Genomic DNA, 25,665 nt, shown 5'->3' on the forward strand with positions numbered 1-25,665 from the left:
ATGGCCATTCGTCGATTGCTTGGTCTGATGCTGGTTCTGCTTGCGACTGGCGCGGCGGCCGACAGCTTGCGCTTCAGCCTGATCCGGACTGGGGAGAGCACCACTGGCGGTGAATTTGCCTGGCGCGACGGCCGTTGGGTCGATCCACCACGCATCAACCATGTCGCGGTATTAATCGAGCACAGCGGTCGCCGGCTGTTGTTTGGCACCGGGCTAGGAAAGCAGATCGATGTACAGATGGACAGCGCGTTTCCATGGCGGGAAAAACGCTACGTCGCGGTACACCCGGCGCGCGACCAACTCTCGGGCGATGACCGTCATGTCGACCAGATCGTGCTGGGATGTGCACGCTGGCAATATGCGTCGGGACTGGCGGACTTCGCCGAGCTGCCGGTGCTGGCGAGCCAGGATGGGATCGATTACGCACGCACTGCGATGCCACCCGCCGTGCTTGCGGCGCAATTCGCTCATGGCGTGAACTGGCAGCCTTTGCGATTCGAGCAGCGCCCGTTTCTCGGATTCACTGAAAGTCTCGACCTGTCCGGCGATCAGCGGCTGGTGCTGGTCAAGCTGCCCGGGCACGGCGCGCTCGGGCTGTTTCTCACAATGGATGACGGTCGACGGTTTTTCCTACGCGGCGATGCTGCCGAGGCAGCGCAAAACCACATGCAGCTTCCAGAAGATACCGTGCGCCTGCACGACACCGGGGTGCAGGAACGTCTTGGTTTTTATCCACACTGGACCCGCTGATCAACCGTTCGCAACCGCTGGTCGCGTCGCGTTCAAAGCGCGACTCAGGCCTTCTCCGTTCGTCTGCTTGAACACGCTGAAAGAAGCGCCACCCGCTAAGCTTAAGTCTTTGATTTCTCTAGGATGCCAGGCCAAAAGATGGGCGCAGTATGGCGGACCAATACATCCCGGGAGGGTGGCAGTACACGTGTGCCATCCATCAAAAAACCCGGCAAGAAACCTCCGCGCGGTAGCCGCTTGGGCCGCCGCATGGGCGTGCTGTTGGGCGTCTCATTATTAGCCGGTGGTGGTTATGCCGCCTGGCACGAGATGCACACATCGAAACTGCAGGCGCTCTGGTTAAGCCGTTACGCTGAAAAGCTCGATTACCAGATCGAGCCTGGTCCCAGCGGCAGCATCCAGTTTCCCGACGCAGGGCCGTTCGATCGTCGTCTGGGCTACGCAGCATTGCCGACCTTTCTCGAGCGGCTCACCGAGCGTGGGTTCGATATCGAGCAACAGGTGCGCTTCTCTCCTGCACTGATGCGCTACGTCGATCATGGCTTCTTCGTGCCTTATGCGGAAAAGTCCCAGGCCGGGCTGAATGTGGACGATTGCCGTGGCGAGCCGCTGTACGCCACCAGCTATCCGCACCAGTACTACGAAAGCTTCGATGATGTGCCGCCGATCATCGCGATGAGCCTGCTCTTCATCGAGGATCGCGGATTACTGAACGCCGGGCGCCCTCGGGCCAATCCGGCCGTAGACTGGCCGCGTTTCACCATGGCAGCGATCAGCCAGGTGGAGAAGCAGCTCGGTCTGCCGGTACAGGCTGCCGGCGGCAGTACCCTTGCCACTCAGGTGGAAAAATACCGTCACTCGCCTGAAGGTCGAACCGGCAGTGCCGAGGAAAAGATTCGGCAGATGGTATCGGCGAGTGTGCGCACCTATCGCGAGGGCCAGGAAACCCTGTCGACTCGCAAGCGCATCGTTCGCGACTACCTCAATAGCGTGCCGCTCTCCGCTGCCTACGGCCATGGCGAAGTACACGGTATTGCTGACGGCTTGCGCCTCTGGTTTGGGGCCGATTTTGCTGAGGTGAACCGTCTGCTTGATTCGCGTCGCAATGCAGATGCCCCCTATGAGGCCCAAGGTCTGGCGCTGCGTCAGGTGCTTTCACTGTTGATCGCTCAACGGCGGCCTTCCTATTACCTCGGCGCTGGCCGCGATGACATGGCTGAACTGACCGACAGTCATATCCGGCTGCTGGCCAATGGCGGGGTGATCAGCACCCGGCTGCGCAACGCGGCTTTGCAGCAGAAGGTCGTGTTTCGTGACTTGAAAACTGATTCAGGCATCCGCGAAGTACCGTCCAGCAAAGGTATCACCGCTGCGCGTATGCGCCTGAGCAGTCTGCTTGGCGTCTCCCTGTATCAGCTCGATCGTCTCGATCTGAGCGCCACCACGCCTTTGCATGGCGAGTTGCAGACTCAGGTCAGCGATTACCTTCATCGTCTGGCGGAGCCGGGCTTCGCGGGCGAAGTGGGTTTGTTCGGCGAACGCATGCTGTCGCCGGAGCGCACAGCAGACGTCCGTTACAGCTTCACGCTGTTCGAGCGTGGCGAGCAGGGTTTTCGCGTGCGGGTACAGACCGATAACACCAATCAGCCCTTCGACATCAACGAAGGCAGCAAGCTCGAACTGGGGTCGACAGCTAAGCTGCGCGTGCTAACCACTTATCTCGAAGTGATTGCCGAACTGCATGATCGCTACGCGCAGAGTAGCGTCAGTGAGTTGCGCAAGGCCGAGGCGGTCGATCCGCTGACGCGCTGGGCGCTCGGCTATCTGATCCAGAATGGGGATCGCAATCTGCCGGCGATGCTCGATGCGGCGCTGGAGCGGCGATATTCGGCCAGCCCTACCGAACGCTTCTTCACAGGTGCCGGTATGCACCGCTTTGGCAACTTCCGTCGTGAAGATGACGGTCGCCTGCCAACCATGCGTGAGGCGTTGCAGGAGTCGATCAATCTGCCGTTCGTGCGCCTGATGCGCGACCTGGTGAGCTACAGCACCTATCAGACGTCCAACGGCGCCGAGCTGTTGAAGCGTGATGACAACCCGGAGCGGCGTGAGTATCTGCAGCGCTTTGCCGATCGCGAGGGTTCGGTCTTTCTGCAGCGGTTCTGGAAAAAATACCGTGGCAAGACCGCCGATGAGCGCATCGAAGTGCTTCTCGATGGCATGCGCCCTACAGCACCGCGTCTGGCTGCGGTGCACCGGTATCTGATGCCTGAAGCCGATCGTGTCACTTTCGATCGCTTCCTCAAGCAAAGCCTGCCGAGTACCGAGCTCAGCGAGAAGACGCTCGACTCGCTGTATACCCGCTACGAACCAGGCGCCTACAGCCTGCCGGATCAGGGCTATATCGCACGCGTGCACCCGCTGGACCTTTGGCTGCTGGGCTATCTCATCAAGCACCCGGAGGCCGGCATTACCGAGGTAATCAACGCCAGTACGGCTGAGCGCCAGGAGGTCTACGGCTGGCTCTTCCGCAGTCGCCACAAGAGTGCGCGTGACAGTCGCATTCGCATCATGCTGGAAGTCGAGGCCTTTACCGATATTCATCGTCGCTGGCAGCGGGTGGGCTACCCCTTCGACCATCTGGTGCCGTCGCTGGCCACGGCACTGGGCAGTTCCGGTGACCGGCCGGCAGCGCTTGCCGAGCTGATGGGTATCATCGTCAACGATGGCGTGCGCCTGCCCAGTGTGCGGATCGACAGCCTGCATTTCGCCAGTGATACGCCTTACGAGACGCGTCTGGGCATCAGGCCCGAGACTGGCGTTCGAGTCTTGCATAGCGAAGTCGCCGCCGCGCTGCGCGAGGCGCTCGGCAGCGTGGTCGAAGGCGGAACAGCGCGGCGTCTGCGTGGTAGCTTCCAGCAGGCCGATGGTGAGCCATTGCGAGTGGGAGGCAAGACCGGTACGGGCGATAACCGAATCCAGACCATTGGTTCGGGTGGCCGGTTGATCAGCTCCCTGGCGTTGAATCGTACTGCCACCTTCGTCTTCTATCTCGGCCCGAATCATTTCGGCACCTTGACCGCTTACGTCCCGGGTCGCGGTGCGGAGAGTTTCCGCTTCACTTCTGCGCTGCCAGTGCAGGTGCTCAAAGGTATGGCGCCGATCCTGCAGCCGTACCTGCAAGTCGGCGCGCAAACGCAGTGCGAATCAGATGCCGAGCCCGCTCAGCCGACGCTCACAGCCAGTATGGCTTCAAAGCGCTGAAGCCCCGGCGACCCCCAGGTCGCCGGTATCCGCTGCATGACGTCATTGCCCGTTTCCGCCCGGTTGGCCAGACTGCTCGCCAGGCGTACCGATGATGGACGCCGTGCAAGGAGCGTCCAGCATGAAACTACCGATCTACCAGATCGACGCCTTTACCCATGAGCGTTTCAAGGGCAACTCCGCGGCCGTAGTGCCACTGGAACAGTGGCTGAGTGATGCGCAGATGCAGGCTATCGCGGTGGAAAACAATCTGTCGGAGACCGCTTTTCTGGTTCGTGAGCCAGACGGGGCCTTTCACATCCGCTGGTTCTCTCCACTCACCGAAATCGATTTCTGCGGTCACGCGACCCTGGCCAGCGCTTTTGTTCTGCTCGATCAGCAAATGGCGACCGCGCCGCTGACGTTCCGCGCAGCTGCGGTCGGGGATATCAGCGTTGCTCAGCTTGACGATGGCAGGCTCGAGATGGATTTCCCCAGTCGTTCGCCTGAGCCGGTCGATAATCCGCCGGTCGAGCTGTTCAACGGCCTCGGGGTATTGCCTCAGGCCGTACTGAAAAGCCGCCAGGCCTGGTTTGCGGTGTTTGAGCACGAAGAGCAGGTCCGGCAACTTTCACCCGATCTCGCGCTGCTCAAATCGCTCGCTCCGCTGGATGTCGTGGTGACCGCGCCGGGTCGTGAGCAGGATTTCGTCTCACGCTACTTCTGGCCCGCCAATGGAGGAGATGAAGATCCAGTCACCGGCTCGATTCACGCGGGACTTGCGCCTTACTGGGCAGAGCGCCTCGGTAAAGTATCGCTGCTCGCACTGCAGGCCTCGCGTCGCAGTGGATTGCTGTATTGCCGGGTCGAGGGCGAGCGGGTATACGTCGCAGGCCATGCGGTGCGATACCTGCAGGGCACCATCGAAATCTAGGGACAGACGCGTTCAGAAGGACTTGATCATACGTCCGAGCAGCGCCATGGCGTCCTCGCTGCGCTCATCCCAAGGGTGGCCGTGATTGAGCCGCGCGCAGTTTCTGAACCTTCGGGTGGCCGAGAATATCGGGCCCGGAGCAAGGCTGATGCCTTGGGCAAGTGCCAATTGCAGCAGCTGCAACGAATCGACCTGCTCGGCAAACTCGAACCAGAGAAAATAACCGCCACATGGCCGTGTGACCCGGGTGCCGGAAGGGAAATGACGTGCGGCGGAGGCCAGCATTTCGCCCTGCTGGCGCTCAAGGGCGTGGCGTAACTTGCGCAGGTGACGATCATAGCCGCCGTGTTGCAGGTAATCGGCGATGGCGGCCTGGGCTGGCACTGAAGGGGAGATGGTGGTCATCAGTTTCAGCCGACTGATCTGCTCTGCATAACGGCCGCCAGCGACCCAGCCGACCCGATATCCCGGCGCCAGGCTTTTGGAGAATGAGCCGCAGTGCATCACCAGGCCGTCGCGGTCGTGGCTTTTCACCGGTTTGGGCGGCTCTCTTGTGAAGTACAGCTCGGCGTATACGTCATCTTCGATAAGTGGCACCTGATGGTGCTTCAAGAGGGCATAGAGGCGCTCTTTCTTGTCTTCACCCATGCTCGCGCCGATGGGGTTCTGCAAGCTGCTCATGAACCAACAGGCCTTGATCGGCAGGGTGGCGAGGCTGCTTGCCAGCGCGTCCAGGTCGATGCCTTCACGCGGGTGCACCGGGATTTCGACCGCCTTGAGCTTGAGCCGCTCCAGCACTTGTAGGGTTGCGTAAAAAGCCGGCGCTTCGATGGCAACCAGATCGCCCGGTTTGGTGACGACCTGCAGGCAAAGGTTCAGCGCTTCCATGGCCCCGGTCGTGATTACCAGCTCTTCCATCGGCAGCATCACCCCGCTGACCATGTAGCGCAGGGCAATCTGTCGCCGCAGGTCAGGGTGGCCGCTGGTCATTTCTGCGACCACTTCGCGCGCGGGCATCTCGCGTACGGTCTGCGCCATGGAGCGTGCCAGTCGCGGCAGAGGAAAGAGATCGGGGCTGGGGAAGGCTGAGCCGAAAGGCACGGTGGCTGGATCACGCAGGGAAGCGAGGACCGAGAAGACCAGCTCACTCACATCGACATCCGTGGTCTCGCTCAGCCGGGGACTGATCTCCGGCTCATGCAACGGGCGCTTGGCATGTTCACGAACGAAATAGCCGGAGCGTGGGCGCGCCTGAATCAGCCCTCTATCTTCGAGCAGGTAATACGCCTGGAAGACCGTGGAAGGGCTGACGCCGTAGGTACGACTGGCATGACGCACCGAGGGCACCTTTTCACCAGGCGTCAGCATCCCGCTGCGAATCAGCTCGGCAATTTCGTCTGCAAATTTCTCGTAGCGTTTCATCGAGTTACGTATCTGCCAGTTTCGCTGAGCATAGCGGTGGGTGTTGCCGAGCCACGCGTCCGGGCCACGGAGCGTGCATAGAAAGCGCAGCGTACAGCCAACACCAGTCGATGACGCTCGCTCGTAAACGCCACGTTAACGAACCCTCGGCGAGATGAAGGTGCTCCGCGCACTCACCTGGCTGTCCGGGTCGCTCAAATCCTTTACCGCAAAGCGCAGTTCATGATTGCCGGTGTCCTGTTCATCGACCAGCGCCACACTGACCGGCAGGTTAGAGATTTCACCGGGCGCCAGAGTGATCTCGAGCGTCCCTTGCAACTCAAAAGGGCCCTCGCCGAGGCTGATCAGGTAGTCACGTCGTTGTTGGGTCTTGTTGATGACCTTGAGGCTGTACATGTTCTCGATCTGGCCCTCCACGTTCTCGCGGTAGAGCGTACGGTCCTTGGTCACGTCCAGCGATAGCATCGGTCGCGCATCCAGCGCCCAGACAAAGGCGCCAACCATGATCAGCAATGCCGCAGCGTAGCCCACCAATCGTGGTCGCATCAGCTGCGACTTGCCGCCTTCCAGCACACGTTCCGACGTGTAGCGAACCAGCCCGCGGGCGTAGCCCATCTTGTCCATTACGCTATCGCAGGCGTCGATGCAGGCACCGCAGCTGATGCAGTCGAGTTGCAGCCCATCGCGAATGTCGATGCCGGTCGGGCAGACCTGCACGCACAGGGTGCAATCGATGCAGTCACCCAGGCCCTGGGCGCGCGGATCGCTGTCCTTGCGCCGGGCGCCGCGCTGCTCACCACGTTTGGCATCGTACGAGACGGTAAGGGTGTCGGCGTCGAACATCACGCTCTGGAAGCGCGAGTATGGACACATGTGCACGCAGACCTTTTCCCGAAGCCATCCAGCATTGAGGTAGGTGGCGGTGGTGAAGAAGAACAGCCAGAAGCTGGCGGTCGGGTTGAGCTGTAAGGTGAACAGCTCGATCACCAGTTCCCGGACCGGGGTAAAGTAGCCGACAAAGGCGATTGCCGTTGCAAGGCTCACGGCCAGCCAGATCGCATGCTTGGCGCCGCGGCGCAGCAACTTCTCAGGTGACCAGGGTGCCGCGTCCAGCTTGATGCGTTGGCCGCGATCGCCCTCGGTGACTTTCTCAGCCCACATGAACACCCACGTCCATGTGCTTTGCGGGCAGGCATAACCACACCAGACCCGACCGGCCAGCACGGTAATGAAGAACAACCCGAACGCAGCAATGATCAGCAGCGCTGAAAGCAGGATGAAATCCTGTGGCCAGAACGTAGTGCCGAAGATGTGAAATTGCTGTTTGCCAAGATCCCAGAGCACCGCTTGGCGATCTCCCCAGTTCAGCCATTGGGTGCCGAAGTAGAGCAGAAACAAGAGACCGGCACCCAGCAGGCGCAGATTGCGAAAGACACCGGTGAAACTGCGGGTATGGATTGGTCCGCCGGCTTGTGCAGGTGTGAGGCGGATGGGCTTGCGCGGGTCAACGGTTTCGATGATCGCGGCAGGAATTCGTTCGGTCATTGCAGCGCCCCTATCAGGCTAATCAGGCGGCGCTGATAATCAGGGTGAGCCCTGTTACATAACAGGCTCAGGTAAACCAGAAAAATACGGATCAGATGGCCCGGCTTTCATGAACGACCAGCCTCCCAAGAGTCAAGCTAGCCAGACGCCGCGCCATTGCTGGTTGGTTGAGCGCCCACTAGGGGTTGGCATAGCACACCCGGTCGCCGAGCCTGCGGCGTCAGGTCACAGTCGCTGCGCCATGACTGATCCGTTTTTTTGAAGGCTATCTGCACCTGTTTCATTGCAGCCGGCTCGGGCGATAGTGCTTTGCTTGTCACGAAGGCGTGCTGTCACCGGCTATTCCCTGCATGATTACGCGTTCCGTTCCGATGCATTAAGGACCCCTCGATGATTCTCAAAGGCCTGACCTGGCTGGTCGTGCTGCAGCTGCTGGGCAGTGTCATTCATCTTTCATTGTTACCGGCGCTGCCCGGTCCGATCATCGGCATGGTGCTGCTGTTCGTCCTGCTCTTGCTGCGTCGGGGGATTCCCGAACCGCTTGAAAAGACAGCCGCATTACTCCTGCAGTACCTGCCGCTACTGCTGATTGTCCCGGCGGCAGGGATCATGACCAGCAGCGATGCCTTGCTTGCTGATCTGCCCGCCATTGCGGCCGGGCTGGTCCTTTCGCTGATAGTGACCGTGCCGTTCTGTGGCTGGTTGATGCAGATGCTGATACGGCGTACGGACAAGCGAAGGGAGAATCAGCCATGACCGCTGTTGACTGGCGCAGCGTCTGGCTCATGACACTGGACCACCCACTGTTTTCCGTGGCACTGACCCTGATCGCGTTCCAGCTGGCCCTTGCGCTGTACAAGCGCAGTGGCTGGCTGGTGCTGCAACCGGTCATGGTGGGCATGTTGCTGGTGGTTGGCACGCTCTATCTGTGCGGCGTCGACTATGCGAGCTATCGAGCCGACGCTTCGATGATCGCTGTGCTGGTCGGCCCCGCGACCGTAGCGCTGGCCGTGCCGTTGTATCGTCACATCAGGCGCATCCAGGAATTGTTCTGGCCGATTCTCATCACTCTGGTCAGCGGTGGAGTCCTGGGCGTTGTCCTAACGCTGGCGATCTCCAGCGCGCTGGGAGCCGATCTGTCCGTACTGATGAGCCTTTCACCGAAGGCTGCGACCATGCCGATCGCCATGTTGGTCGCCGAGCAACTGGGCGGCCTGGCATCACTGGCCGCTGTGTTCGTCATGCTTACCGGCGTGATAGGTACGGCGCTCGGCCCGCTGCTGCTGGGCTGGGCAGGGGTCGATCATCCTGCGGCGCGGGGCCTGAGCTACGGCATCAATGCCCACGCCATCGGTACGGCGCGAGCGCTGGAGGAGGGCGACGAATGCGGCGCCTTCGCCGCGCTGGGAATGAGCTTGCTGGGCATCCTGATCGCGCTGTTCCTGCCGCTGGCGTTGGGCTGAGCTATCGCGTTCGGCCTGATGTCATCGCGCCGACTGGTTGCGATCAGGCCATCTGCGCCTAGGCTTAGGACTCATCCCACAGGAGCGGCCCATGTTCGAGAGCTTTCAGCGTGACGAGTGCGAGGTTAACGGCGTTCGGATCAACTATCGAAAGGGTGGCTCTGGGCCGCCGCTGCTCTTGCTACACGGCTACCCGCAGACCCATGTGATCTGGCACAGGATCGCCGATCAGCTCGCCGAGCGTTTCACCGTGGTTGCCGCTGACCTGCGCGGCTACGGCGACAGCAGCAAGCCGGACGGGGGCGATAACCACGTCGCCTACAGCAAGCGCGAAATGGCGCTCGATCAGGTCGAGCTGATGCGCAGCCTGGGCTTCGAGCGTTTCGACATCCTCGCCCATGATCGTGGCGCCCGGGTCAGCCACCGTCTGGCGATGGATCATCCACAGGCGGTGCGGAGGCTGATTCTGCTGGACATCGCACCGACCCTGGCGATGTACAGCCAGACCGACGAAACCTTCGCCCGCGCTTACTGGCACTGGTTCTTCCTGATCCGTCCGGCACCGCTCCCGGAAACCCTGCTCGAGGCCGACCCCGAGTTGATCCTGCGTACCGCAGTGGCGATCCGCGCTGATCACGTGCATCCGTTCAGCGATGCGGCCTACGCCGAGTACCTGCGGTGCATGAAGCTGCCCGGCACCGTGCATGCGTTCTGCGAAGACTACCGTGCCAGTGCGGGGATCGATCTCGAGCACGATCGCGAGGATCGGGCTGCCGGTCGGGTGATCCAGGCGCCGTTGATGGTGCTATGGGGTGCCCACGGAATCGTCGGGCGCTGTTTCGATGCGTTGAAAGAGTGGCGCGCCGTTGCGGAAGATGTTCAAGGCAAGGCCTTACCCGCCGGTCATTACCTCCCGGAAGAGGTCCCCGAGGCGCTGCTTAAGGAGGTATTGGGGTTTCTGTCCTGATTTATCTATCGAATAAGCTGATTGGTAAATGCGGAATAATCCAACCATCTACATGCCGGCTAAATTGATGATGGCCTCATTCCTTCACTCGACGCGCTGAAGCGCCGAGCTTGAACACAGAGGCTATCTCATGATCGACATCCGCCCTCGCGCCGAACTCGGTGGTGCCCAGCATGGCTGGCTGGACACCCGCCATCACTTTTCCTTTGCCGACTACCACGACCCGGCGCGTATGCATTGGGGCCATCTGCGCGTCTGGAACGACGATACCATTGCGCCGCATTCGGGCTTCCCGACCCATCCCCATCGCGACATGGAAATCATCACCTATGTGCGTAAGGGTGCGATCACCCATGAGGACAGCCTGGGTAACCGCGGCCGAACCGTGGCAGGTGACGTGCAGGTGATGAGTGCCGGCACCGGAATCGCCCACAGCGAATACAACCTGGAAGACGAGACCACGGAAATCTTCCAGATATGGATCTACCCTGACGAGAGCGGGCTGCCACCTGCCTGGGGCACACGTCCTTTTCCGGCAGGCGAGCGCGCCGGCAGTTTTGTCACTCTCGCCAGCGGCATGACTGAAGACGATGACGCATTGCGGATACGCGCAGATGCTCGCCTGGTGGCGGCGACACTTTCTGCCGGTCAGGTTGCCGAATACGAGATCGAGTCGGACCGTAAGGTCTATCTCGTCCCCGCAAGTGGTCGCATCGAAATTGGCGGATCGATCGCAGGCGCCGGAGACGGTGTGGCCGTGCGTGATGAATCGCGGCTAATCATCAAAGCGCTTGAAGACAGCGAAGTCGTTTTAGTGGACGTGCGCTGAGCGCGTCTTCCGCAGCACCAACCCCACATCCAACCCGAAAGAGGAAATGCAAATGGCGAAGATTCTCGTGCTGTATCACTCGATGTATGGCCATATCGAAACCATGGCCAACGCGGTGGCTGAAGGCGTTCGTCGCGTCGAGGGCGCTGAAGTAACGGTCAAGCGCGTCCCCGAAACCATGCCGGAAGAAGCGTTCAAGAATGCTGGCGGCAAGGTCGATCAACAGGCGCCCGTGGCCACCCCGGCAGAGCTCGCCGATTACGATGCAATCATCTTTGGCACACCGACCCGCTTTGGCAACATGTCCGGCCAGATGCGCAACTTTCTCGATCAAACCGGCGGACTCTGGGCTAAAGGTGCCCTGCACGGCAAGGTCGCCAGCGTGTTCACCTCCACCGGAACCGGCGGTGGCCAGGAGATGACCATCACGTCCACCTGGACCACTTTGGCACACCACGGAATGATCATCGTGCCCACCGGTTACGGTATCGGCGAGTTCTTCGATATTTCGGAAGTGAACGGCGGTACGCCATACGGTGCTTCGACCATCGCCGGTGGTGACGGCTCGCGTCAGCCTTCGAACAAGGAACTGACCATTGCCCGTTATCAGGGCGAGCTGGTGGCCCAGACTACAGTCAAGCTGAAAGGCTGACCACCCGCCGCGCCGGGCGGCTCGGCTGCCCGGTGTCGCCAGTGTTGCCGACGGTTCAGTCGTGCAGCAGCAACCCGTACATCAATTCGTCGACGTAGCCTTCATCGCAGGCTCGTTTGTACGCAGCACGCTGCGTCCCCTCATGAACAAAGCCAAGGCGTTGATAAAATGCGATGGCTCTCGGATTGTCCGCCTCGACGGTCAGCTCGACGCGGGTCACGCCCGCGCTACGCAGCCGCGTGAGGGCGTCCTGTAGCATCATTCCGGCGATGCCGCGGCCCTGAGCTTCGGGTGCCACGGCCAGCGTACCCAGATAGGCGACATGCGCGGCGCGGCCTAAATGCCGTTGCGCCTTATAGAACCCCATCACCTCGCCCTCGACCTCATAGACGTAAAAGCAGGCGCTTTCGAACAGCGGGTCGAACACCTTGCCGAAGGCTTCACGCGGCATCGGGTCGAAGCCGAGATAGGGCACCACCGCCTCGTGCATGTAGATGTCGAAGATGCGATTGAAATCAGCGGGGTTGACCAGTCGGCGCACGGCCGTCTCCTAGGGTAGCGGCGCGAACAGCGCCTCGATGTCGTCAGGCTCCAACTGCCAGTCGCCTGGATTGCTGGTGTCCAGTACGCCTGCTGCCAGATCGGCTTTGCGCCGCTGCAGTTGCTGGATCTTTTCTTCGACAGTCGCTCGGGCGATCAGCTTGTAGACGAACACCGGCTTGACCTGGCCGATCCGATGCGCACGGTCAGTAGCCTGGTTTTCCGCCGCTGGATTCCACCAGGGGTCGTAGTGAATCACGGTGTCGGCCGCAGTGAGGTTCAGGCCGGTGCCGCCAGCCTTGAGGCTGATCAGGAACAGCGGGACCTCACCATCCTGAAACCGGCGTACGGGCGTGCGTCGGTCCCTGGTCTCTCCGGTGATCTGCACGTAGTCGATGGCGCGGCTGCGAAGTTCATCTTCGATCAGCGCCAGCATCGAGGTGAATTGCGAGAACAGCAGAATGCGCCGCCCCTCTGCAAGCTGCTCGGTCAGCAGCTCCATAAGGCTGTCTAGTTTGCCGGAGCTGCTGCCGCGAGCCGGCTTGGCCAGATCGCCCTTGACCAGCCGCAGATCGCAGCACACCTGCCGGAGCTTGAGCAGGGCGTCGAGTATGACGATCTGACTCCGCGCCAGCCCCTTGCTGTCGATCTCCGCGCGCACCTTGCTGTCCATGGCAATGCGCACGGTCTCGTAGAGGTCACGCTGCGCGGGGCTCAGCTCCACCCAATGCAGGATCTCGGTCTTGGGCGGCAGCTCATGGGCCACTTGCTCCTTGCGTCGCCTGAGCAGGAACGGCTTGATCCGGGCGGTCAGGTGCTGCAGGCGTTCGGCCTCACCATTCTTTTCGATGGGGTTGCGGTAGTCGCGATTGAAGCGTTTGGCATCGCCCAGCCAGCCTGGCATGAGGAAGTGAAACAGCGACCATAGCTCGCCCAGATGATTTTCCAGCGGTGTGCCGGTGAGGCAAAGGCGCTGGCGGGCGTTCAGCCGGCCTGCTGCCAGTGCCGCCTTGCTGTTGGCGTTCTTGATGTTCTGCGCCTCATCGAGCACCAGCACGTGCAGCGGCAAGTCGATGAGTCGGTCGATGTCCCTGGGTAGCAGCGCATAGGTGGTGAACAGCAGATCGAACTCGTTCAGGTGCTCGAAGTGTTGTTGGCGCGCTGTACCGTGCAGCGTCGCGACGCTCAGTCCCGGTGCAAACCGAGCGGCCTCGTCCTGCCAGTTGGGGATCAGGCTGGTTGGCATGACCACCAGCGAGGGCCGATCCAGCCGCCCTGATTCTTTTTCGAGCAGCAGATGAGCGAGGGTCTGCAGGGTTTTGCCAAGGCCCATGTCGTCACCGAGCACACCGCCGATTCCGAGGGTACGCAGTGTCTGCATCCAGCGCAGCCCGTCGAGCTGATAAGGGCGCAGTTCGGCATTCAAGCCCTCGGGTGCGCTGACGGCCTGCTGACTGTAATCGCGCAGGCGCTGGGCGAAGGCCCGCAGATCCTCACCGCCGTGCCATTGCATGCCCAGCGAATCGAGCTGCGCCAGGCGTGCGGCGTCGGCTCGTCCCAGCCGCAGGTTTTCGCCTACCGGCTGTTCGCGCAGGTAAAGCTCGGACAGCGCGGCAAGAATGGGTTTGAGCCGGCCAAAGGGCAGCAGGACCTGCAGGGATTGGTTGTCGTCATCACGACGCTTGTCCAGCTGCACTCGCAGGGTTTCGTTGTCGTCGCGCTGAGCCAGGGCGTGGGCCGACAACAGTGCCGGATTGCGCCGGATCAACCCGAGCAGAACCGGCAACAAGCTGATGCGCTCGCCGTCGACGATGATGCCCAGCTCCAGATCGAACCAGCTGTGCTCGGGCTGCTCGTCGACCTCGACGTACCAGGCGTCCACTGGTGTCAGGTCATAGGCGAAGCCGGGCTGCATGTCGATCTGCCAGCCTTGCTCGCGCAAATCTGACAGTTGGGTCTGGGTGAACTGCAGCCAGGCGCCTTCATTGGGCAGTTCGAACATTTCAGCCGAGTCATTGGGAAGGGCCAGGCTCTGACGCAGCGCCGGTCGAAAACCGAGTTGCTTCAACTGCTGACGCAGCGCCTGCTCGGCGTCCGGGCGACGACCAATGCTCAACACGCGATTCTCTTCAGCGTGTCGCACACGTTGGTTTGGCTTCGCCTTGCCGTGGACCAGCGTCCTGCCATAGAGGAAGCTCAGCCCCGCTCGATGCTGGTGTTCGCCCACCATTCGCCCGCTGCCGGGTTGGTAGTTGACCGAGTGGTGGCTTCCCAGCGCCAGATGCGGGGCGGGAAGTATGTCATCGACCTTGTGTTCTTCGGGTTTGGCTGGCGCAGGCAGCTGCGGGGCGATTTCATGCAGCGTCAGGCTGAACAACGCGGCTTGGGCCGATGGCACCGAAGGCGCACCAAGCAGGTGGCGGGCCAGCGGTGCGGGCAAACCATGGTCTACCAGACCAAGCTCGTTATGGGTGACGTCGATGTAATACAGCGGGTCGACCGCTGTCAGCAGCTCTCCAGCCTCCATGCTCAGCTCGGGCTGGAAGCTGCCGTCGGGTTGCTCGCTCCAGTTGAAGCGTGCCGGTCGTGATTGCCCCGGCGCCAACGGCGGTTGTCCCCAGCTGAGAAACGCGCGACCAGTCTCCAGCACCAGGCGCAGGGTCTCGCCACCGTTTTCACCGCTGAGTACGAAGCCCAGCCCGTCGGTTCGGCTAAGCGCAACCAGCGCGGCAATGCGCAGATCCATAGGCTGCATGAAGCCCGGCTGCCGGAAACTGGCCTCGCGGAATCCGTAATAGGTCTGCCGTTCGCCCCAGGTCCCATCCTTGTGCAGACGCACCCGAGAAACCTCGATGCGTATGTCCGGCTTGATCAGATAATGGATGCACCACTGTTGACCTGTTTGCAGCTCATCGTTCAGCGCGTGTGGAAGCTGCGAAAGCCATTGTTCAAGCCTGTCCGGGAAACGATCGCTGGCGTGCTCGCTTGCAGAGGAAGTTGGGTGCTCGGCCTGCCGTTCAAGGGTGAGAATGAGCGCAACGCAGTGCTTGCAGTTCAGCCCGACCGGGCAGCTGCAGATGCAGCTGAGCCTGCCTTCCTTGGAAAGCTGGAGCGACTGGCGATACAGGCTGCCACCCGTGCCACGACAGGTCGCTTCCAGGAATCGCCCGTCCTCGCGAACGATCTTGACCCGTTTCTCCATGGCGTAATGCTGCCCTCTGGCGAGCGCGTTTTCGGAGAACGGCAATCGCCAGGCGGCAGGGAGATGGGGCAGGAAATCACCTTGCATCAGTGGCCCCTGTCGCGCGCGGGGTCGGCATTGTCATCCTCAGGGCTTTTCCGCAGAAAGGCGTTCGAGCAGCGCTTCCAGCGTATTGAAGCGTTCTTCAGCGCGCTCCATGGGTATCTGGAATTTGAACACCGTGGCGCCTTCGAACTTGTATCGATTGGGCTGGCTCTGAATCAGCTTGATCAGCACCATCGGATCGACGCTGGTATCGGCGGCGAATTCGATACGTCCGCCTCCTGGCCCTGCGTCGATCTTGGTGATGCCGAGGCTGGCGGCCTGTAATTTGAGCAGTGTCAGCCTGACCAGATGTTTGGCCGGTTCAGGTAGAAGGCCGAAGCGGTCGATCATCTCGACCTGCAGTTCGCGCAAGCCGTTCTCATCTGCCGCATTGGCGATGCGTTTGTAGAGGATCAGCCGCGCATGAACGTCCGGCAGATAATCCTCTGGAATCAGTGCGGGCACCCGCAAGTTGATTTCCGGACCGCCTCCCAGTGGCTGATCAAGATTCGGCTGTTCACCTTTCTGGATGGATTTGACCGCCCGCTCGAGCATCTCCATGTAAAGCGTGAAGCCCACGGCCTGAATTTGCCCGCTCTGACCGTCGCCAAGCAGTTCGCCAGCGCCTCGGATCTCCAGGTCGTGGGTCGCGAGCACGAAGCCCGCGCCCAGATCCTGCGCATTGGCGATGGCTTCCAGACGCTTTTCCGCATCGGGCGTCATCGCCTTGCGCGGTGGCGTGAGCAGGTAAGCATAGGCCTGGTGGTGGCTTCGTCCGACGCGACCGCGCAACTGGTGCAGCTGGGCGAGGCCGAATTTGTCGGCGCGCTCGATGATGATGGTGTTTGCGCTCGGCACGTCGATGCCGGTCTCGATGATGGTCGAGGCGATCAGCACGTTGAAACGCTTGTGATAGAAGTCGCCCATCACCTGTTCGAGTTCGCGTTCGCGCATCTGCCCGTGGCCGACGCCGATGCGTGCTTCGGGCACCAGGGCCGCAAGGTCGGCGGCGCATTTCTCGATGGTCTTGACGTCGTTGTGCAGGTAATAGACCTGGCCACCGCGCAGCAATTCGCGCAGTAACGCTTCCTTGATCACCGAGTTCTGCTGCTCCATGACGAAGGTGCGCACCGACAGGCGTCGGGCAGGCGGCGTCGCGATGATGGACAGGTCGCGCATGCCCGCCACGGCCATGTTCAGCGTCCGCGGAATTGGCGTGGCAGTGAGGGTGAGGATGTCCACCTCGCTGCGCAGGGCTTTGAGCTGCTCCTTCTGGCGTACTCCGAAGCGGTGCTCTTCGTCGATGATGACCAGTCCCAGGTTGGTGAACTTCACGTCATCCTGGAGCAGTTTGTGCGTGCCGATGAGGATGTCGACCTTGCCTTCGGCCAGCTCCTGTACCGCACTCTGGATTTCTTTTGCGGATTTGAAACGGCTCATCACCTCGACGCGTACTGGCCAATCGGCGAAACGATCGCGAAAACTGTTGTAGTGCTGCTGGGCGAGCAGGGTGGTCGGCACCAATACGGCCACCTGTCGCCCGCTGTGCACGGCGATGAAGGCCGCGCGCATGGCGACTTCTGTCTTGCCGAAGCCCACGTCCCCGCAGATCAGGCGATCCATCGGCTTGGGCGCCAGCATGTCGTTGCGCACGGCCTCGATGGCGGCCTGCTGGTCCGGCGTCTCCTCGAACGGAAAACCGGCGCTGAAGGTTTCGTAATCGAGTTGAGGGTCTTCGAAGGCATAACCTTCACGCGCCGCACGACGGGCGTAGATGTCGAGCAGCTCGGCCGCGACATCCCGGACCTGTTCGGCGGCCTTGCGCTTGGCCTTCTGCCAGGTCTCCGAGCCCAAACGATGCAGGGGCGCGAGGGCGTCGTCGCTGCCGGTATAGCGAGCGATCAGGTGCAGGCTGGAAACGGGAACGTAGAGCTTGGCGTCTTCGGCGTACTGCAGCATCAGGAATTCGGCTGCCTGACCCTCGATTTCCAGCGTGACCAGCCCGTGATAGCGGCCGACGCCGTGATCGATGTGCACGACCGGCGCGCCTTCGCGCAGCTCGGTGAGATTCTTGATGACGTTTTCGCCGGCGTCGCGTCCTTTCTCACGGCGTCGGCGCTGCATGATTCGCTGGCCGAACAGCGGGCTCTCAGCGATCAACGCCAGCGCGGGCTCTTGCAGCAACAGGCCATCATCCAGTGGGGCGATGGTGATTGCGAGCCGTTCCTTACTTTCGACGAACTGCGGCCAACCTGCGACTTCTTGAGGGCGCAGCTTCAGGCGCGCCAGCAGTTCCAACAGCACCTCACGGCGCCCGGCGGACTCGGCAGTGAACAGCACGCGACCAGAGAATTCTTCGAGGAAGCGCCGCAGCGCGCCAAGCGGCTCGCTGGCTTTGGCATCAATGGCCAGCTCCGGAAAACTGCTGGCCTGGAAACGCTCGCGGCCGATTCCGGTTTCCACGTCGTCCTGGCTGACCACAACACGCGGCCAGGATTTGAGATGCGCAAAGCAGTCCTCCACCGGCATGAACAGCTCAGCAGGAGGCAACAACGGACGCTCGGGATCGACTCGGCGCTCTTCATAACGGTTGCGGACATCTTTCCAGAAGTGCTCCGCGGCCTGCTCGATTCCCGGCAGAGAGAACACCTGGGTGTCTTCTGGCAGGTAGTCGAACAGCGTGGACGTTTCGTCGAAGAACAGCGGCAGGTAGTACTCGATGCCCGCAGGCGTGATGCCGGTCGAGAGGTCCTGATAAACCGGGCAACGGCGGAAATCGACATCGAAACGCTCGCGGAATCGCGCGCGGAAGCCGGTTACCGACTCCTTCTTCAGCGGGAACTCGCGCGCCGGCAGCAGGCGGATCGACTCGACCTTGTCGATCGAGCGCTGGTTTTCCGGATCGAAGGTGCGCAGCGTTTCGATCTCGTCGTCGAACAGATCGATCCGATAGGGCAGGGCGCTGCCCATGGGAAACAGATCGATCAGGGCACCGCGCACGGCGAATTCACCGTGTTCGTAGACGGTATCGACACAGCGGTAACCGGCCGCTTCCAGGCGCATGCGCATCTGCTCGACGTCGAGCTTCTGGCCGACATCCAGCACCAGGCTGGAGCCGAGCAGGAAACGCTTCGGCGCGAGTCTGTGTAGCGCAGTGGTGATGGGAACTACCAGAACGCCGTGGGTCAGTGCAGGTAGCTCATAAAGTGCTGCAATACGTTGAGAAATGATGTCTTGGTGTGGGGAAAAGACGTCATAAGGCAAGGTTTCCCAATCTGGGAAATGCAGGACCGGAAGCCCTGGCGCGAAGAAGACGAGCTCTTCTTGCAAGCGTTCGGCGCTCTGGCTGTCAGCCGTGAGTAGAAGCGTGAATTGTTTTGCGTTGCTGGCTGCTTCGGCAATGGCCAGGCTCAGCGCGGCTCCAGGAAGGTTGCCCCAGGTTTGCTTGCCGCTGGCGGCAGGCATGGGCGGAAGGCGCAATACGGACACGAGTGGGCGTGACTCCGGTCGAAAAATGGACCGCCCGGATTGTAACTATCCGCGCGGGACGCTGTCAGTGTTTCCGCTGCACAGATTGCCGGCTCTAGGGTGCGCCGGCATAATGTAGCCCTTTTTCTCAGCCCCTACATGTTGGAAGGAACTGCCCGTGACTCAGAAGCCCGACCAGTGTCTTGGTGAATGGATTGATCGAGAAGCCCTCGCCGAAGCGATGATTCCGCTGATTGGTCAGCTGTATCGTAACAACAACGTGGTGACTTCCATCTACGGCCGTGGCCTGATTAACCGCTCGGTTATCGCGCTGCTCAAGGCTCATCGTTTTGCGCGCCATCGTCAGGCTGATGAAGCCGAACTTTCCGTCCATGAGACGCACCAGATCCTCACTACCATGAGCGATATGGACCTTGGTGCCGCCTCGGTCGATCTGGGCAAGGTGGTTGGCAAGTTCAAGGCCGAAGGGAACGGCCGCACGCTCGATCAGTTCGTGCGTGATGAGCTGGCCGAAGTCGCAGGCAAGCGCAACACCACTGGCGTTCACAAGGGCACCGACGTCGTGCTCTACGGCTTTGGCCGGATCGGTCGTCTGCTGGCACGTATCCTCATTGAAAAGACTGGCGGTGGCGACGGCCTTCGCCTGCGCGCCATCGTAGTGCGCCGCGGTGCAGAGAATGATCTGGTCAAGCGTGCCAGCCTGCTGCGCCGCGATTCGGTCCATGGTCCGTTCGACGGCACCATTCATATTGATGCTGAGAACGACACCATCACCGCCAATGGCAATCTTATTCAGGTGATCTACTCGAACGACCCGGCCTCGGTGGATTACACCCAGTACGGCATCGAGAACGCGCTGCTTGTCGACAACACCGGCAAATGGCGTGACGCCGAAGGGCTCAGCCAGCACCTCAAGTGCCCGGGCGTTGCGCGAGTGGTGCTGACTGCGCCTGGCAAGGGTGAGTTGAAGAACATCGTTCACGGTATCAATCACGCCGAGATCACCGATGACGACAAGATCGTTTCGGCCGCATCCTGCACCACCAACGCCATCGTGCCGGTGCTCAAAGCGGTGAACGACCAGTACGGCATCGTCAACGGTCACGTTGAGACCGTGCATTCCTATACCAACGACCAAAACCTGATCGACAACTTCCATAAAGGCAGTCGTCGTGGCCGTAGTGCCGCGCTGAACATGGTCATTACCGAGACAGGCGCTGCCACTGCCGCAGCCAAAGCACTGCCTGTGCTCAAGGGCAAGCTGACCGGTAACGCCATCCGCGTTCCGACGCCGAACGTGTCCATGGCGATCCTCAATTTGAATCTCGAGAAGGCCACGACCCGCGAAGAGATCAACGAGTATCTGCGCCAGATGGCCATGCATTCGGATCTGCAGAAGCAGATCGATTTCGTCAATTCGCAAGAAGTGGTTTCGAGTGACTTTGTCGGTTCCCGTCATGCGGGTGTGGTGGATGCCGAGGCAACCATCTGCAGTGACAACCGCGTCGTGCTGTATGTCTGGTACGACAATGAGTTTGGCTACAGCTGTCAGGTGGTTCGCGTAATGGAAGATATGGCTGGGGTGAACCCGCCTGCATTTCCGCGCTAACTAGCCTTTGGCACATGAAAACGGGAGCTTCGGCTCCCGTTTTTTGTTAGCAGGCATGTCTCGACTTGCCGCGCTTGGTGGGCTCAAGCGCCGGAGCGTCAATAGTCGGTTGTTGATGACCGCTTGTCTTCAGTCAAAAAATTGGAAGACCTTGGGTGGTCAGTCGCGGGTCGCGGCCTCTATAATCGGGCGGATTTCTACCTGGGCCCGCGGCATAGCGTCGCGCTGAATACATGTTCAGTGCGTGTCGTGCAATTCGACTTTCAGCTAAATCGCTGGGCTCTTAAAAAAAGCATTCAAAATCAGTGGTTAGGCGAACCGATGATCAATATAAAACGTGGGCTAGATTTGCCCATTGCAGGTGCGCCGGCGCAGCGTATCGAGGCCGGAAGGCCTGTGCGAAGCGTCGCCGTTATAGGGTTTGATTATCCTGGCATGAAGCCGACCATGGAGGTTCAGGTCGGTGATCGCGTCAAGTTGGGTCAGGTGTTGTTTACCGACAAGAAGTCACCTGGCGTCCAGTTCACATCTCCTGGCGCAGGCGTAGTCAGCGCGGTTCATCGTGGCGAAAAGCGTGTGCTGCAATCGGTTGTCATCGATCTTGATGGCGCTGATGAAGTGGCGTTCGCTCAGTACGGTAGCGATCAGCTGGAGGGGATTGGCGACGAAAAGGTTCGTGAAAACCTGCAGCAGTCAGGTCTCTGGACCGCATTGCGCACTCGCCCATACAGCAAGGTGCCTGCTGTCGATGCGGTGCCGAATTCGATCTTCGTGACGGCGATCGACTCTCACCCGCTAGCCGCCGACCCAGCAATCATCATCGCTGAGCGTGCTGCCGAGTTTGAAGCCGGCCTGAAGGTGCTCGGAAATCTGAGCAAGCTGTTCCTCTGCAAGGCCGAAGGCGCATCGCTGCCTGGCGAACAAGTCGCCAAGGTTAAGACTGAGAGCTTCGCGGGGCCGCATCCTGCAGGCCTGGCTGGCACCCATATTCATTTTCTGGATCCGGTCAGTGCCAGCAAAAGTGTCTGGACCATTGGGTATCAGGACGTCATCGCCATCGGAGCGCTATTCACCACAGGCAAGCTGTCAGTTGAGCGTGTAGTGTCATTAGCCGGCCCCGTTGTGGAAAAACCACGTCTGGTTCGTGCTCGTGTAGGTGCGAACCTTGATGAGCTGACTGCTGGCGAGCTTCAGCCTGGCGCAAATCGAGTCGTCTCTGGCTCCGTATTGGGCGGCCGTACCGCTCACGGTGCATTTGCCTATCTTGGCCGCTACCACCAGCAGGTCTCCTGCCTTCGTGAAGGCAAGGAACGCGAGATGTTGCACTACCTGCGTGCCGGCAGTGACAAGCACTCGATCCTCAATATCTATATCTCCAAGTTGATGGGTGGCAAGAAATTCGCCTTCTCCACCTCCACCAATGGCAGTCCCCGGGCGATGGTTCCAGTTGGGAACTACGAGGAGATCATGCCGCTGGACATGCTGCCGACTCAGCTGCTGCGGTCATTGATCGTCGGGGATACAGAAGTCGCTCAGAAGCTCGGCTGTCTTGAGCTGGATGAAGAAGACCTGGCGCTGTGTACCTATGTCTGCGCCGGCAAATACGAATACGGCCCGATCCTCCGGGACAATCTGACTCGCATCGAGAAGGAGGGGTAAGGAATGGGCATTCGCGAATTCCTCGACAAGATCGAGCACAACTTCGAAAAGGGCGGCAAGTACGAGAAGTGGTATGCGCTCTACGAAGCTGCGGACACCTTCCTCTATCGTCCTGGCAGTGTGACCAAGACTACCGCCCACGTGCGTGACGGCATTGACCTCAAGCGCATGATGATCACGGTCTGGCTCTGTACCTTTCCGGCGATGTTCTTCGGTATGTGGAACACCGGCTACCAGGCTAACTTGATCTACGCCCAGAGCCCTGATCTGCTGGCTGACCAGGAAGGTTGGCGCATGATGCTGATCAGTGCACTGGCGGGGTTCGATCCTACTAGTCTGTGGGACAACTTCATTCAGGGCGCTGCATATTTCGTCCCTGTGTATGCAGTGACCTTCATCGTGGGCGGCTTCTGGGAAGTTCTCTTCGCCTCGATTCGCAAGCACGAAGTCAACGAGGGTTTCTTCGTTACCTCCGTTCTGTTCGCTCTAACGCTGCCGCCTAGCATTCCACTGTGGCAGGTCGCGCTGGGTATCAGCTTCGGAATCGTGATTGGTAAGGAAATCTTCGGTGGCACGGGCAAAAACTTCCTCAACCCGGCTCTTACAGGCCGTGCGTTCCTGTTCTTCGCCTACCCGGCGCAGATGTCAGGTGATGAAGTCTGGACCGCTGTCGACGGCTTTGCTGGCGCAACCGCACTCAGCCTGAGCTTCGCAGGCGGCATCGAGAACGTGATCGCCGGCGGCATCAGCTGGATGGACGCGTTCGTCGGTACTATCCACGGCTCCCTTGGTGAAACCAGTACGCTGGCCATCTTCATCGGCGGTGCCGTATTGCTGATGACCAAGATCGCCTCCATACGCATCGTCTCAGGTGTGATGATCGGCATGATCGGGCTGAGTTTCCTGTTCAACCTGATCGGTTCCGATAGCAATCCGATGTTCGCGATGCCTTGGTACTGGCACATGGTGGTAGGCGGCTTCGCCTTTGGCATGATCTACATGGCCACCGACCCGGTGTCGGCCTCCATGACCAATACCGGCAAGTGGATCTTCGGTATCTTCATCGGCGTCATGGTCGTGTTGATCCGGGTTGTCAATCCGGCCTTCCCTGAAGGCATGATGCTGGCGATCCTCTTCGCCAACCTTTGTGCACCGTTGATTGACCACTTCGTCATTCAGGCCAATATCAAGCGGAGGCTGGCGCGTAATGTCTAGTCAAAAAGAATCCACCGCCCGCACGCTCGTTGTGGCCTTGCTGGTCTGCCTGGTGTGCTCGGTGTTCGTTGCGGGAGCGGCCGTTGCGTTGCGTCCCACGCAACTGGAAAACCGTCAGCTCGACAAGCAGCGCAGCATTCTGGCAATCGCCGGTCTAGGTGAGGCGGGTATGTCTGGCAATCAGGTAAAAACGCTTTATAAAGAGCGTATCGTTGCCAAACTCGTCAATCTGGAAACAGGGGAGTACAGCGACGAATTCGATCCGAACACTTTCGACCCGTTGGTTGCTGCCAAGGACCCGGCGCTCTCGCAATCGCTGTCCGGTGACGAAGATATCGCCTCGATCAAACGCCGCGAACGCTACAGCGTCGTCTACATCGTGGAAGAAAACGGCGAGCTCGATAAGCTGATCTTGCCAGTTCGTGGCTACGGGCTGTGGTCGACTCTGTATGGCTTTATGGCTGTTCAGAGCGACCTAAATACCGTTGCGGGTCTGGGCTTTTATCAGCACGGCGAAACGCCCGGTCTCGGCGGTGAAGTCGATAACCCGAAATGGCGCAGCCAGTGGCAGGGCAAGGAGCTGTTCAACGAGGACGGCAAACTGGCCATTCAGGTGGTCAAGGGCGGTGTCGATCCGCAAAGTCCGCGTGCCGACCATCAGGTCGATGCTCTCGCCGGTGCAACGCTTACCAGTAATGGTGTCAATAACCTGCTGCACTTCTGGCTGGGCGAAAACGGCTTCGGTTCATTTATCGCTAACCTGCGCGCTGGGGAGGCTTGATCATGTCGCAACCTACTATCAAGGAAGTCCTGTTAAATCCGGTCTTCAACAACAACCCCATCGGCTTGCAGATTCTCGGAATCTGCTCGGCGTTGGCGGTTACCTCCAACCTCAAGACAGCGCTGGTTATGTCGGTCGCGCTGACCCTGGTGGTTGCATTCTCCAACCTGTTCATCTCGATGATCCGCAGTCAGATCCCTGGATCGATCCGCATGATCGTGCAGATGGTGATCATCGCCTCGCTCGTGATCCTGGTCGACCAGGTACTCAAGGCGTACGCGTTTTCACTTTCTAAGCAGCTGTCAGTGTTCGTCGGTCTGATCATCACCAACTGTATTGTCATGGGTCGGGCCGAAGCCTTCGCCATGCAGAACCCGCCCATGCTGTCGTTCTTCGACGGTCTGGGTAACGGGCTGGGCTATAGCGCCATGCTGATTGCGCTCGGCATCATTCGCGAGCTGTTCGGTGCCGGCAAACTGATGGGCTACACCATCCTTCCGGTGGTCAATGATGGTGGCTGGTATCTGCCTAACGGCATGATGCTGCTTCCACCTTCGGCGTTCTTCCTGATCGGCTTGTTCATCTGGGGCATCCGTGCCTGGAAGAAGGAGCAGGTCGAGAAGCCTTCGTTCAAGATGGCGCCGCAAGTCTCGAACAAGGAGGCTTACTAATGGAGCATTACATCAGCCTGTTCGTCCGGGCCGTGTTTATCGAGAACATGGCGCTGGCGTTCTTTCTCGGCATGTGTACCTTCATCGCGATTTCGAAGAAGGTGGAAACGGCAATCGGGCTGGGTATCGCCGTTATCGTCGTGCAGGCCATTACTGTTCCGGCTAACAACCTGATCTACACCTATCTGTTGAAAGCCGGCGCCTTATCCTGGGCCGGATTGCCTGAAGTGGATCTGAGTTTTCTCGGGTTGCTCAGCTACATCGGTGTGATTGCTGCGATCGTGCAGATTCTCGAGATGACCCTCGATAAGTACGTGCCCAGCCTTTACAACGCGCTGGGTGTGTTCTTGCCGCTGATCACGGTGAACTGCGCCATCATGGGCGGTACGCTGTTCATGGTCGAACGTGACTACAACCTGGCGGAAAGTACGGTTTACGGTGTTGGCTCGGGTCTTTCCTGGGCGCTTGCCATTGCCTTGCTGGCCGGTATTCGCGAAAAGCTCAAGTACAGCGACGTTCCGGATGGCCTTCAGGGTCTGGGGATTACCTTCATCACCATCGGACTGATGTCGCTGGGCTTCATGTCTTTCTCTGGCGTACAGCTGTAAGG

Annotated in this window: 19 protein-coding genes; 14 read left to right on the forward strand and 5 right to left on the reverse strand. The window is 60.2% G+C overall.

The window, feature by feature from the left end; genetic code table 11:
• The 3 genes from NA619_RS06755 to NA619_RS06765 all read left to right on the forward strand — a co-directional run bounded on the left by NA619_RS06755 (position 1) and on the right by NA619_RS06765 (position 4,927).
• Positions 1-750 carry a Zn-dependent hydrolase gene (locus tag NA619_RS06755; RefSeq protein WP_255961019.1) on the forward strand — a complete coding sequence of 250 codons (750 nt, stop codon included), beginning with the start codon at positions 1-3 and terminating at the stop codon, positions 748-750.
• Between the two features lie 138 nt (positions 751-888).
• Positions 889-4,014: a transglycosylase domain-containing protein gene (locus NA619_RS06760; RefSeq protein ID WP_255961020.1), complete on the forward strand. Its 3,126-nt coding sequence runs from the start codon at positions 889-891 to the stop codon at positions 4,012-4,014.
• Positions 4,015-4,147: 133 nt separating this feature from the next.
• Positions 4,148-4,927: a PhzF family phenazine biosynthesis protein gene (locus NA619_RS06765; RefSeq protein WP_255961143.1), complete on the forward strand. Its 780-nt coding sequence runs from the start codon at positions 4,148-4,150 to the stop codon at positions 4,925-4,927.
• 12 nt (positions 4,928-4,939) lie between these two features.
• Here NA619_RS06765 and mapR read toward each other — a convergent pair whose 3' ends face one another.
• A complete protein-coding gene (gene mapR, locus NA619_RS06770) occupies positions 4,940-6,349 on the reverse strand; it encodes a GntR family transcriptional regulator MpaR (RefSeq protein ID WP_255961021.1) in 1,410 nt (469 codons plus the stop codon).
• 135 nt (positions 6,350-6,484) lie between these two features.
• Positions 6,485-7,894: a cytochrome c oxidase accessory protein CcoG gene (gene ccoG, locus NA619_RS06775; protein ID WP_255961022.1), complete on the reverse strand. Its 1,410-nt coding sequence runs from the start codon at positions 7,892-7,894 to the stop codon at positions 6,485-6,487.
• A 390-nt stretch (positions 7,895-8,284) separates the two neighbouring features.
• Here ccoG and NA619_RS06780 point away from each other — a divergent pair, with 390 nt between their 5' ends.
• The 5 genes from NA619_RS06780 (at position 8,285) to wrbA (ending at position 11,805) form a co-directional block, all read left to right on the forward strand.
• Entirely contained in the window at positions 8,285-8,650 is a 366-nt protein-coding gene (locus NA619_RS06780) for a CidA/LrgA family protein (protein WP_255961023.1), read from the forward strand.
• Positions 8,647-9,357: an LrgB family protein gene (locus tag NA619_RS06785; protein WP_255961024.1), complete on the forward strand. Its 711-nt coding sequence runs from the start codon at positions 8,647-8,649 to the stop codon at positions 9,355-9,357. Before NA619_RS06780 ends, NA619_RS06785 begins: the two co-directional genes overlap by 4 nt.
• Positions 9,358-9,448: 91 nt before the next feature.
• Entirely contained in the window at positions 9,449-10,324 is an 876-nt protein-coding gene (locus tag NA619_RS06790) for an alpha/beta fold hydrolase (protein WP_255961025.1), read from the forward strand.
• 130 nt (positions 10,325-10,454) lie between these two features.
• On the forward strand, positions 10,455-11,153 hold the full coding sequence (locus NA619_RS06795) for a pirin family protein (RefSeq protein WP_255961026.1): 699 nt from the start codon (positions 10,455-10,457) through the stop codon (positions 11,151-11,153).
• Positions 11,154-11,205: 52 nt separating this feature from the next.
• On the forward strand, positions 11,206-11,805 hold the full coding sequence (wrbA, locus tag NA619_RS06800) for an NAD(P)H:quinone oxidoreductase (protein ID WP_255961027.1): 600 nt from the start codon (positions 11,206-11,208) through the stop codon (positions 11,803-11,805).
• A 55-nt stretch (positions 11,806-11,860) separates the two neighbouring features.
• Here the strand turns inward: wrbA and NA619_RS06805 are convergent, their stop codons facing one another.
• The 3 genes from NA619_RS06805 to mfd are packed head-to-tail and all read right to left on the reverse strand — an operon-like array spanning position 11,861 to position 19,120.
• Positions 11,861-12,346 carry a GNAT family N-acetyltransferase gene (locus NA619_RS06805; protein WP_255961028.1) on the reverse strand — a complete coding sequence of 162 codons (486 nt, stop codon included), beginning with the start codon at positions 12,344-12,346 and terminating at the stop codon, positions 11,861-11,863.
• A 9-nt stretch (positions 12,347-12,355) separates the two neighbouring features.
• On the reverse strand, positions 12,356-15,634 hold the full coding sequence (locus NA619_RS06810; RefSeq protein ID WP_272891667.1) for a DEAD/DEAH box helicase: 3,279 nt from the start codon (positions 15,632-15,634) through the stop codon (positions 12,356-12,358).
• Between the two features lie 39 nt (positions 15,635-15,673).
• Positions 15,674-19,120, reverse strand: coding sequence for a transcription-repair coupling factor (mfd, locus tag NA619_RS06815; protein WP_255961029.1), 3,447 nt, complete (start codon positions 19,118-19,120; stop codon positions 15,674-15,676).
• A 157-nt stretch (positions 19,121-19,277) separates the two neighbouring features.
• On the opposite strand from mfd, the gene NA619_RS06820 reads away from it, so the two are divergent.
• The 6 genes from NA619_RS06820 to nqrE all read left to right on the forward strand — a co-directional run bounded on the left by NA619_RS06820 (position 19,278) and on the right by nqrE (position 25,663).
• Entirely contained in the window at positions 19,278-20,729 is a 1,452-nt protein-coding gene (locus NA619_RS06820; RefSeq protein WP_255961030.1) for a glyceraldehyde-3-phosphate dehydrogenase, read from the forward strand.
• Positions 20,730-21,050: 321 nt separating this feature from the next.
• On the forward strand, positions 21,051-22,388 hold the full coding sequence (locus NA619_RS06825) for a Na(+)-translocating NADH-quinone reductase subunit A (protein WP_255961031.1): 1,338 nt from the start codon (positions 21,051-21,053) through the stop codon (positions 22,386-22,388).
• A gap of 3 nt (positions 22,389-22,391) precedes the next feature.
• Positions 22,392-23,603: an NADH:ubiquinone reductase (Na(+)-transporting) subunit B gene (locus NA619_RS06830; RefSeq protein ID WP_255961032.1), complete on the forward strand. Its 1,212-nt coding sequence runs from the start codon at positions 22,392-22,394 to the stop codon at positions 23,601-23,603.
• Complete coding sequence (locus NA619_RS06835; protein ID WP_255961033.1) at positions 23,596-24,384, forward strand: Na(+)-translocating NADH-quinone reductase subunit C; 789 nt, start codon at positions 23,596-23,598, stop codon at positions 24,382-24,384. The genes NA619_RS06830 and NA619_RS06835 overlap by 8 nt, the downstream gene beginning before the upstream one ends.
• Positions 24,381-25,055 carry an NADH:ubiquinone reductase (Na(+)-transporting) subunit D gene (locus NA619_RS06840; protein ID WP_255961034.1) on the forward strand — a complete coding sequence of 225 codons (675 nt, stop codon included), beginning with the start codon at positions 24,381-24,383 and terminating at the stop codon, positions 25,053-25,055. The genes NA619_RS06835 and NA619_RS06840 overlap by 4 nt, the downstream gene beginning before the upstream one ends.
• A complete protein-coding gene (gene nqrE / locus NA619_RS06845) occupies positions 25,055-25,663 on the forward strand; it encodes an NADH:ubiquinone reductase (Na(+)-transporting) subunit E (protein WP_131648194.1) in 609 nt (202 codons plus the stop codon). Before NA619_RS06840 ends, nqrE begins: the two co-directional genes overlap by 1 nt.
• The last annotated feature ends 2 nt before the right edge of the window (positions 25,664-25,665 follow it).

The organism is Stutzerimonas stutzeri (assembly GCF_024448895.1).
Taxonomy (GTDB): Bacteria; Pseudomonadota; Gammaproteobacteria; order Pseudomonadales; family Pseudomonadaceae; genus Stutzerimonas; species Stutzerimonas stutzeri_Q.

Coding starts and splice junctions, on each gene's coding strand:
- NA619_RS06760 (WP_255961020.1), top strand. CDS start 889: ATGGGCGCAGTATGGCGGACCAATACATCCCGGGAGGGTGGCAGTACA.
- NA619_RS06795 (WP_255961026.1), top strand. CDS start 10,455: ATGATCGACATCCGCCCTCGCGCCGAACTCGGTGGTGCCCAGCATGGC.
- NA619_RS06785 (WP_255961024.1), top strand. CDS start 8,647: ATGACCGCTGTTGACTGGCGCAGCGTCTGGCTCATGACACTGGACCAC.
- NA619_RS06830 (WP_255961032.1), top strand. CDS start 22,392: ATGGGCATTCGCGAATTCCTCGACAAGATCGAGCACAACTTCGAAAAG.
- mapR (WP_255961021.1), bottom strand. CDS start 6,349: ATGAAACGCTACGAGAAATTTGCAGACGAAATTGCCGAGCTGATTCGC.
- NA619_RS06790 (WP_255961025.1), top strand. CDS start 9,449: ATGTTCGAGAGCTTTCAGCGTGACGAGTGCGAGGTTAACGGCGTTCGG.
- ccoG (WP_255961022.1), bottom strand. CDS start 7,894: ATGACCGAACGAATTCCTGCCGCGATCATCGAAACCGTTGACCCGCGC.
- nqrE (WP_131648194.1), top strand. CDS start 25,055: ATGGAGCATTACATCAGCCTGTTCGTCCGGGCCGTGTTTATCGAGAAC.
- NA619_RS06810 (WP_272891667.1), bottom strand. CDS start 15,634: ATGCAAGGTGATTTCCTGCCCCATCTCCCTGCCGCCTGGCGATTGCCG.
- wrbA (WP_255961027.1), top strand. CDS start 11,206: ATGGCGAAGATTCTCGTGCTGTATCACTCGATGTATGGCCATATCGAA.
- NA619_RS06825 (WP_255961031.1), top strand. CDS start 21,051: ATGATCAATATAAAACGTGGGCTAGATTTGCCCATTGCAGGTGCGCCG.
- NA619_RS06755 (WP_255961019.1), top strand. CDS start 1: ATGGCCATTCGTCGATTGCTTGGTCTGATGCTGGTTCTGCTTGCGACT.
- NA619_RS06835 (WP_255961033.1), top strand. CDS start 23,596: ATGTCTAGTCAAAAAGAATCCACCGCCCGCACGCTCGTTGTGGCCTTG.
- NA619_RS06780 (WP_255961023.1), top strand. CDS start 8,285: ATGATTCTCAAAGGCCTGACCTGGCTGGTCGTGCTGCAGCTGCTGGGC.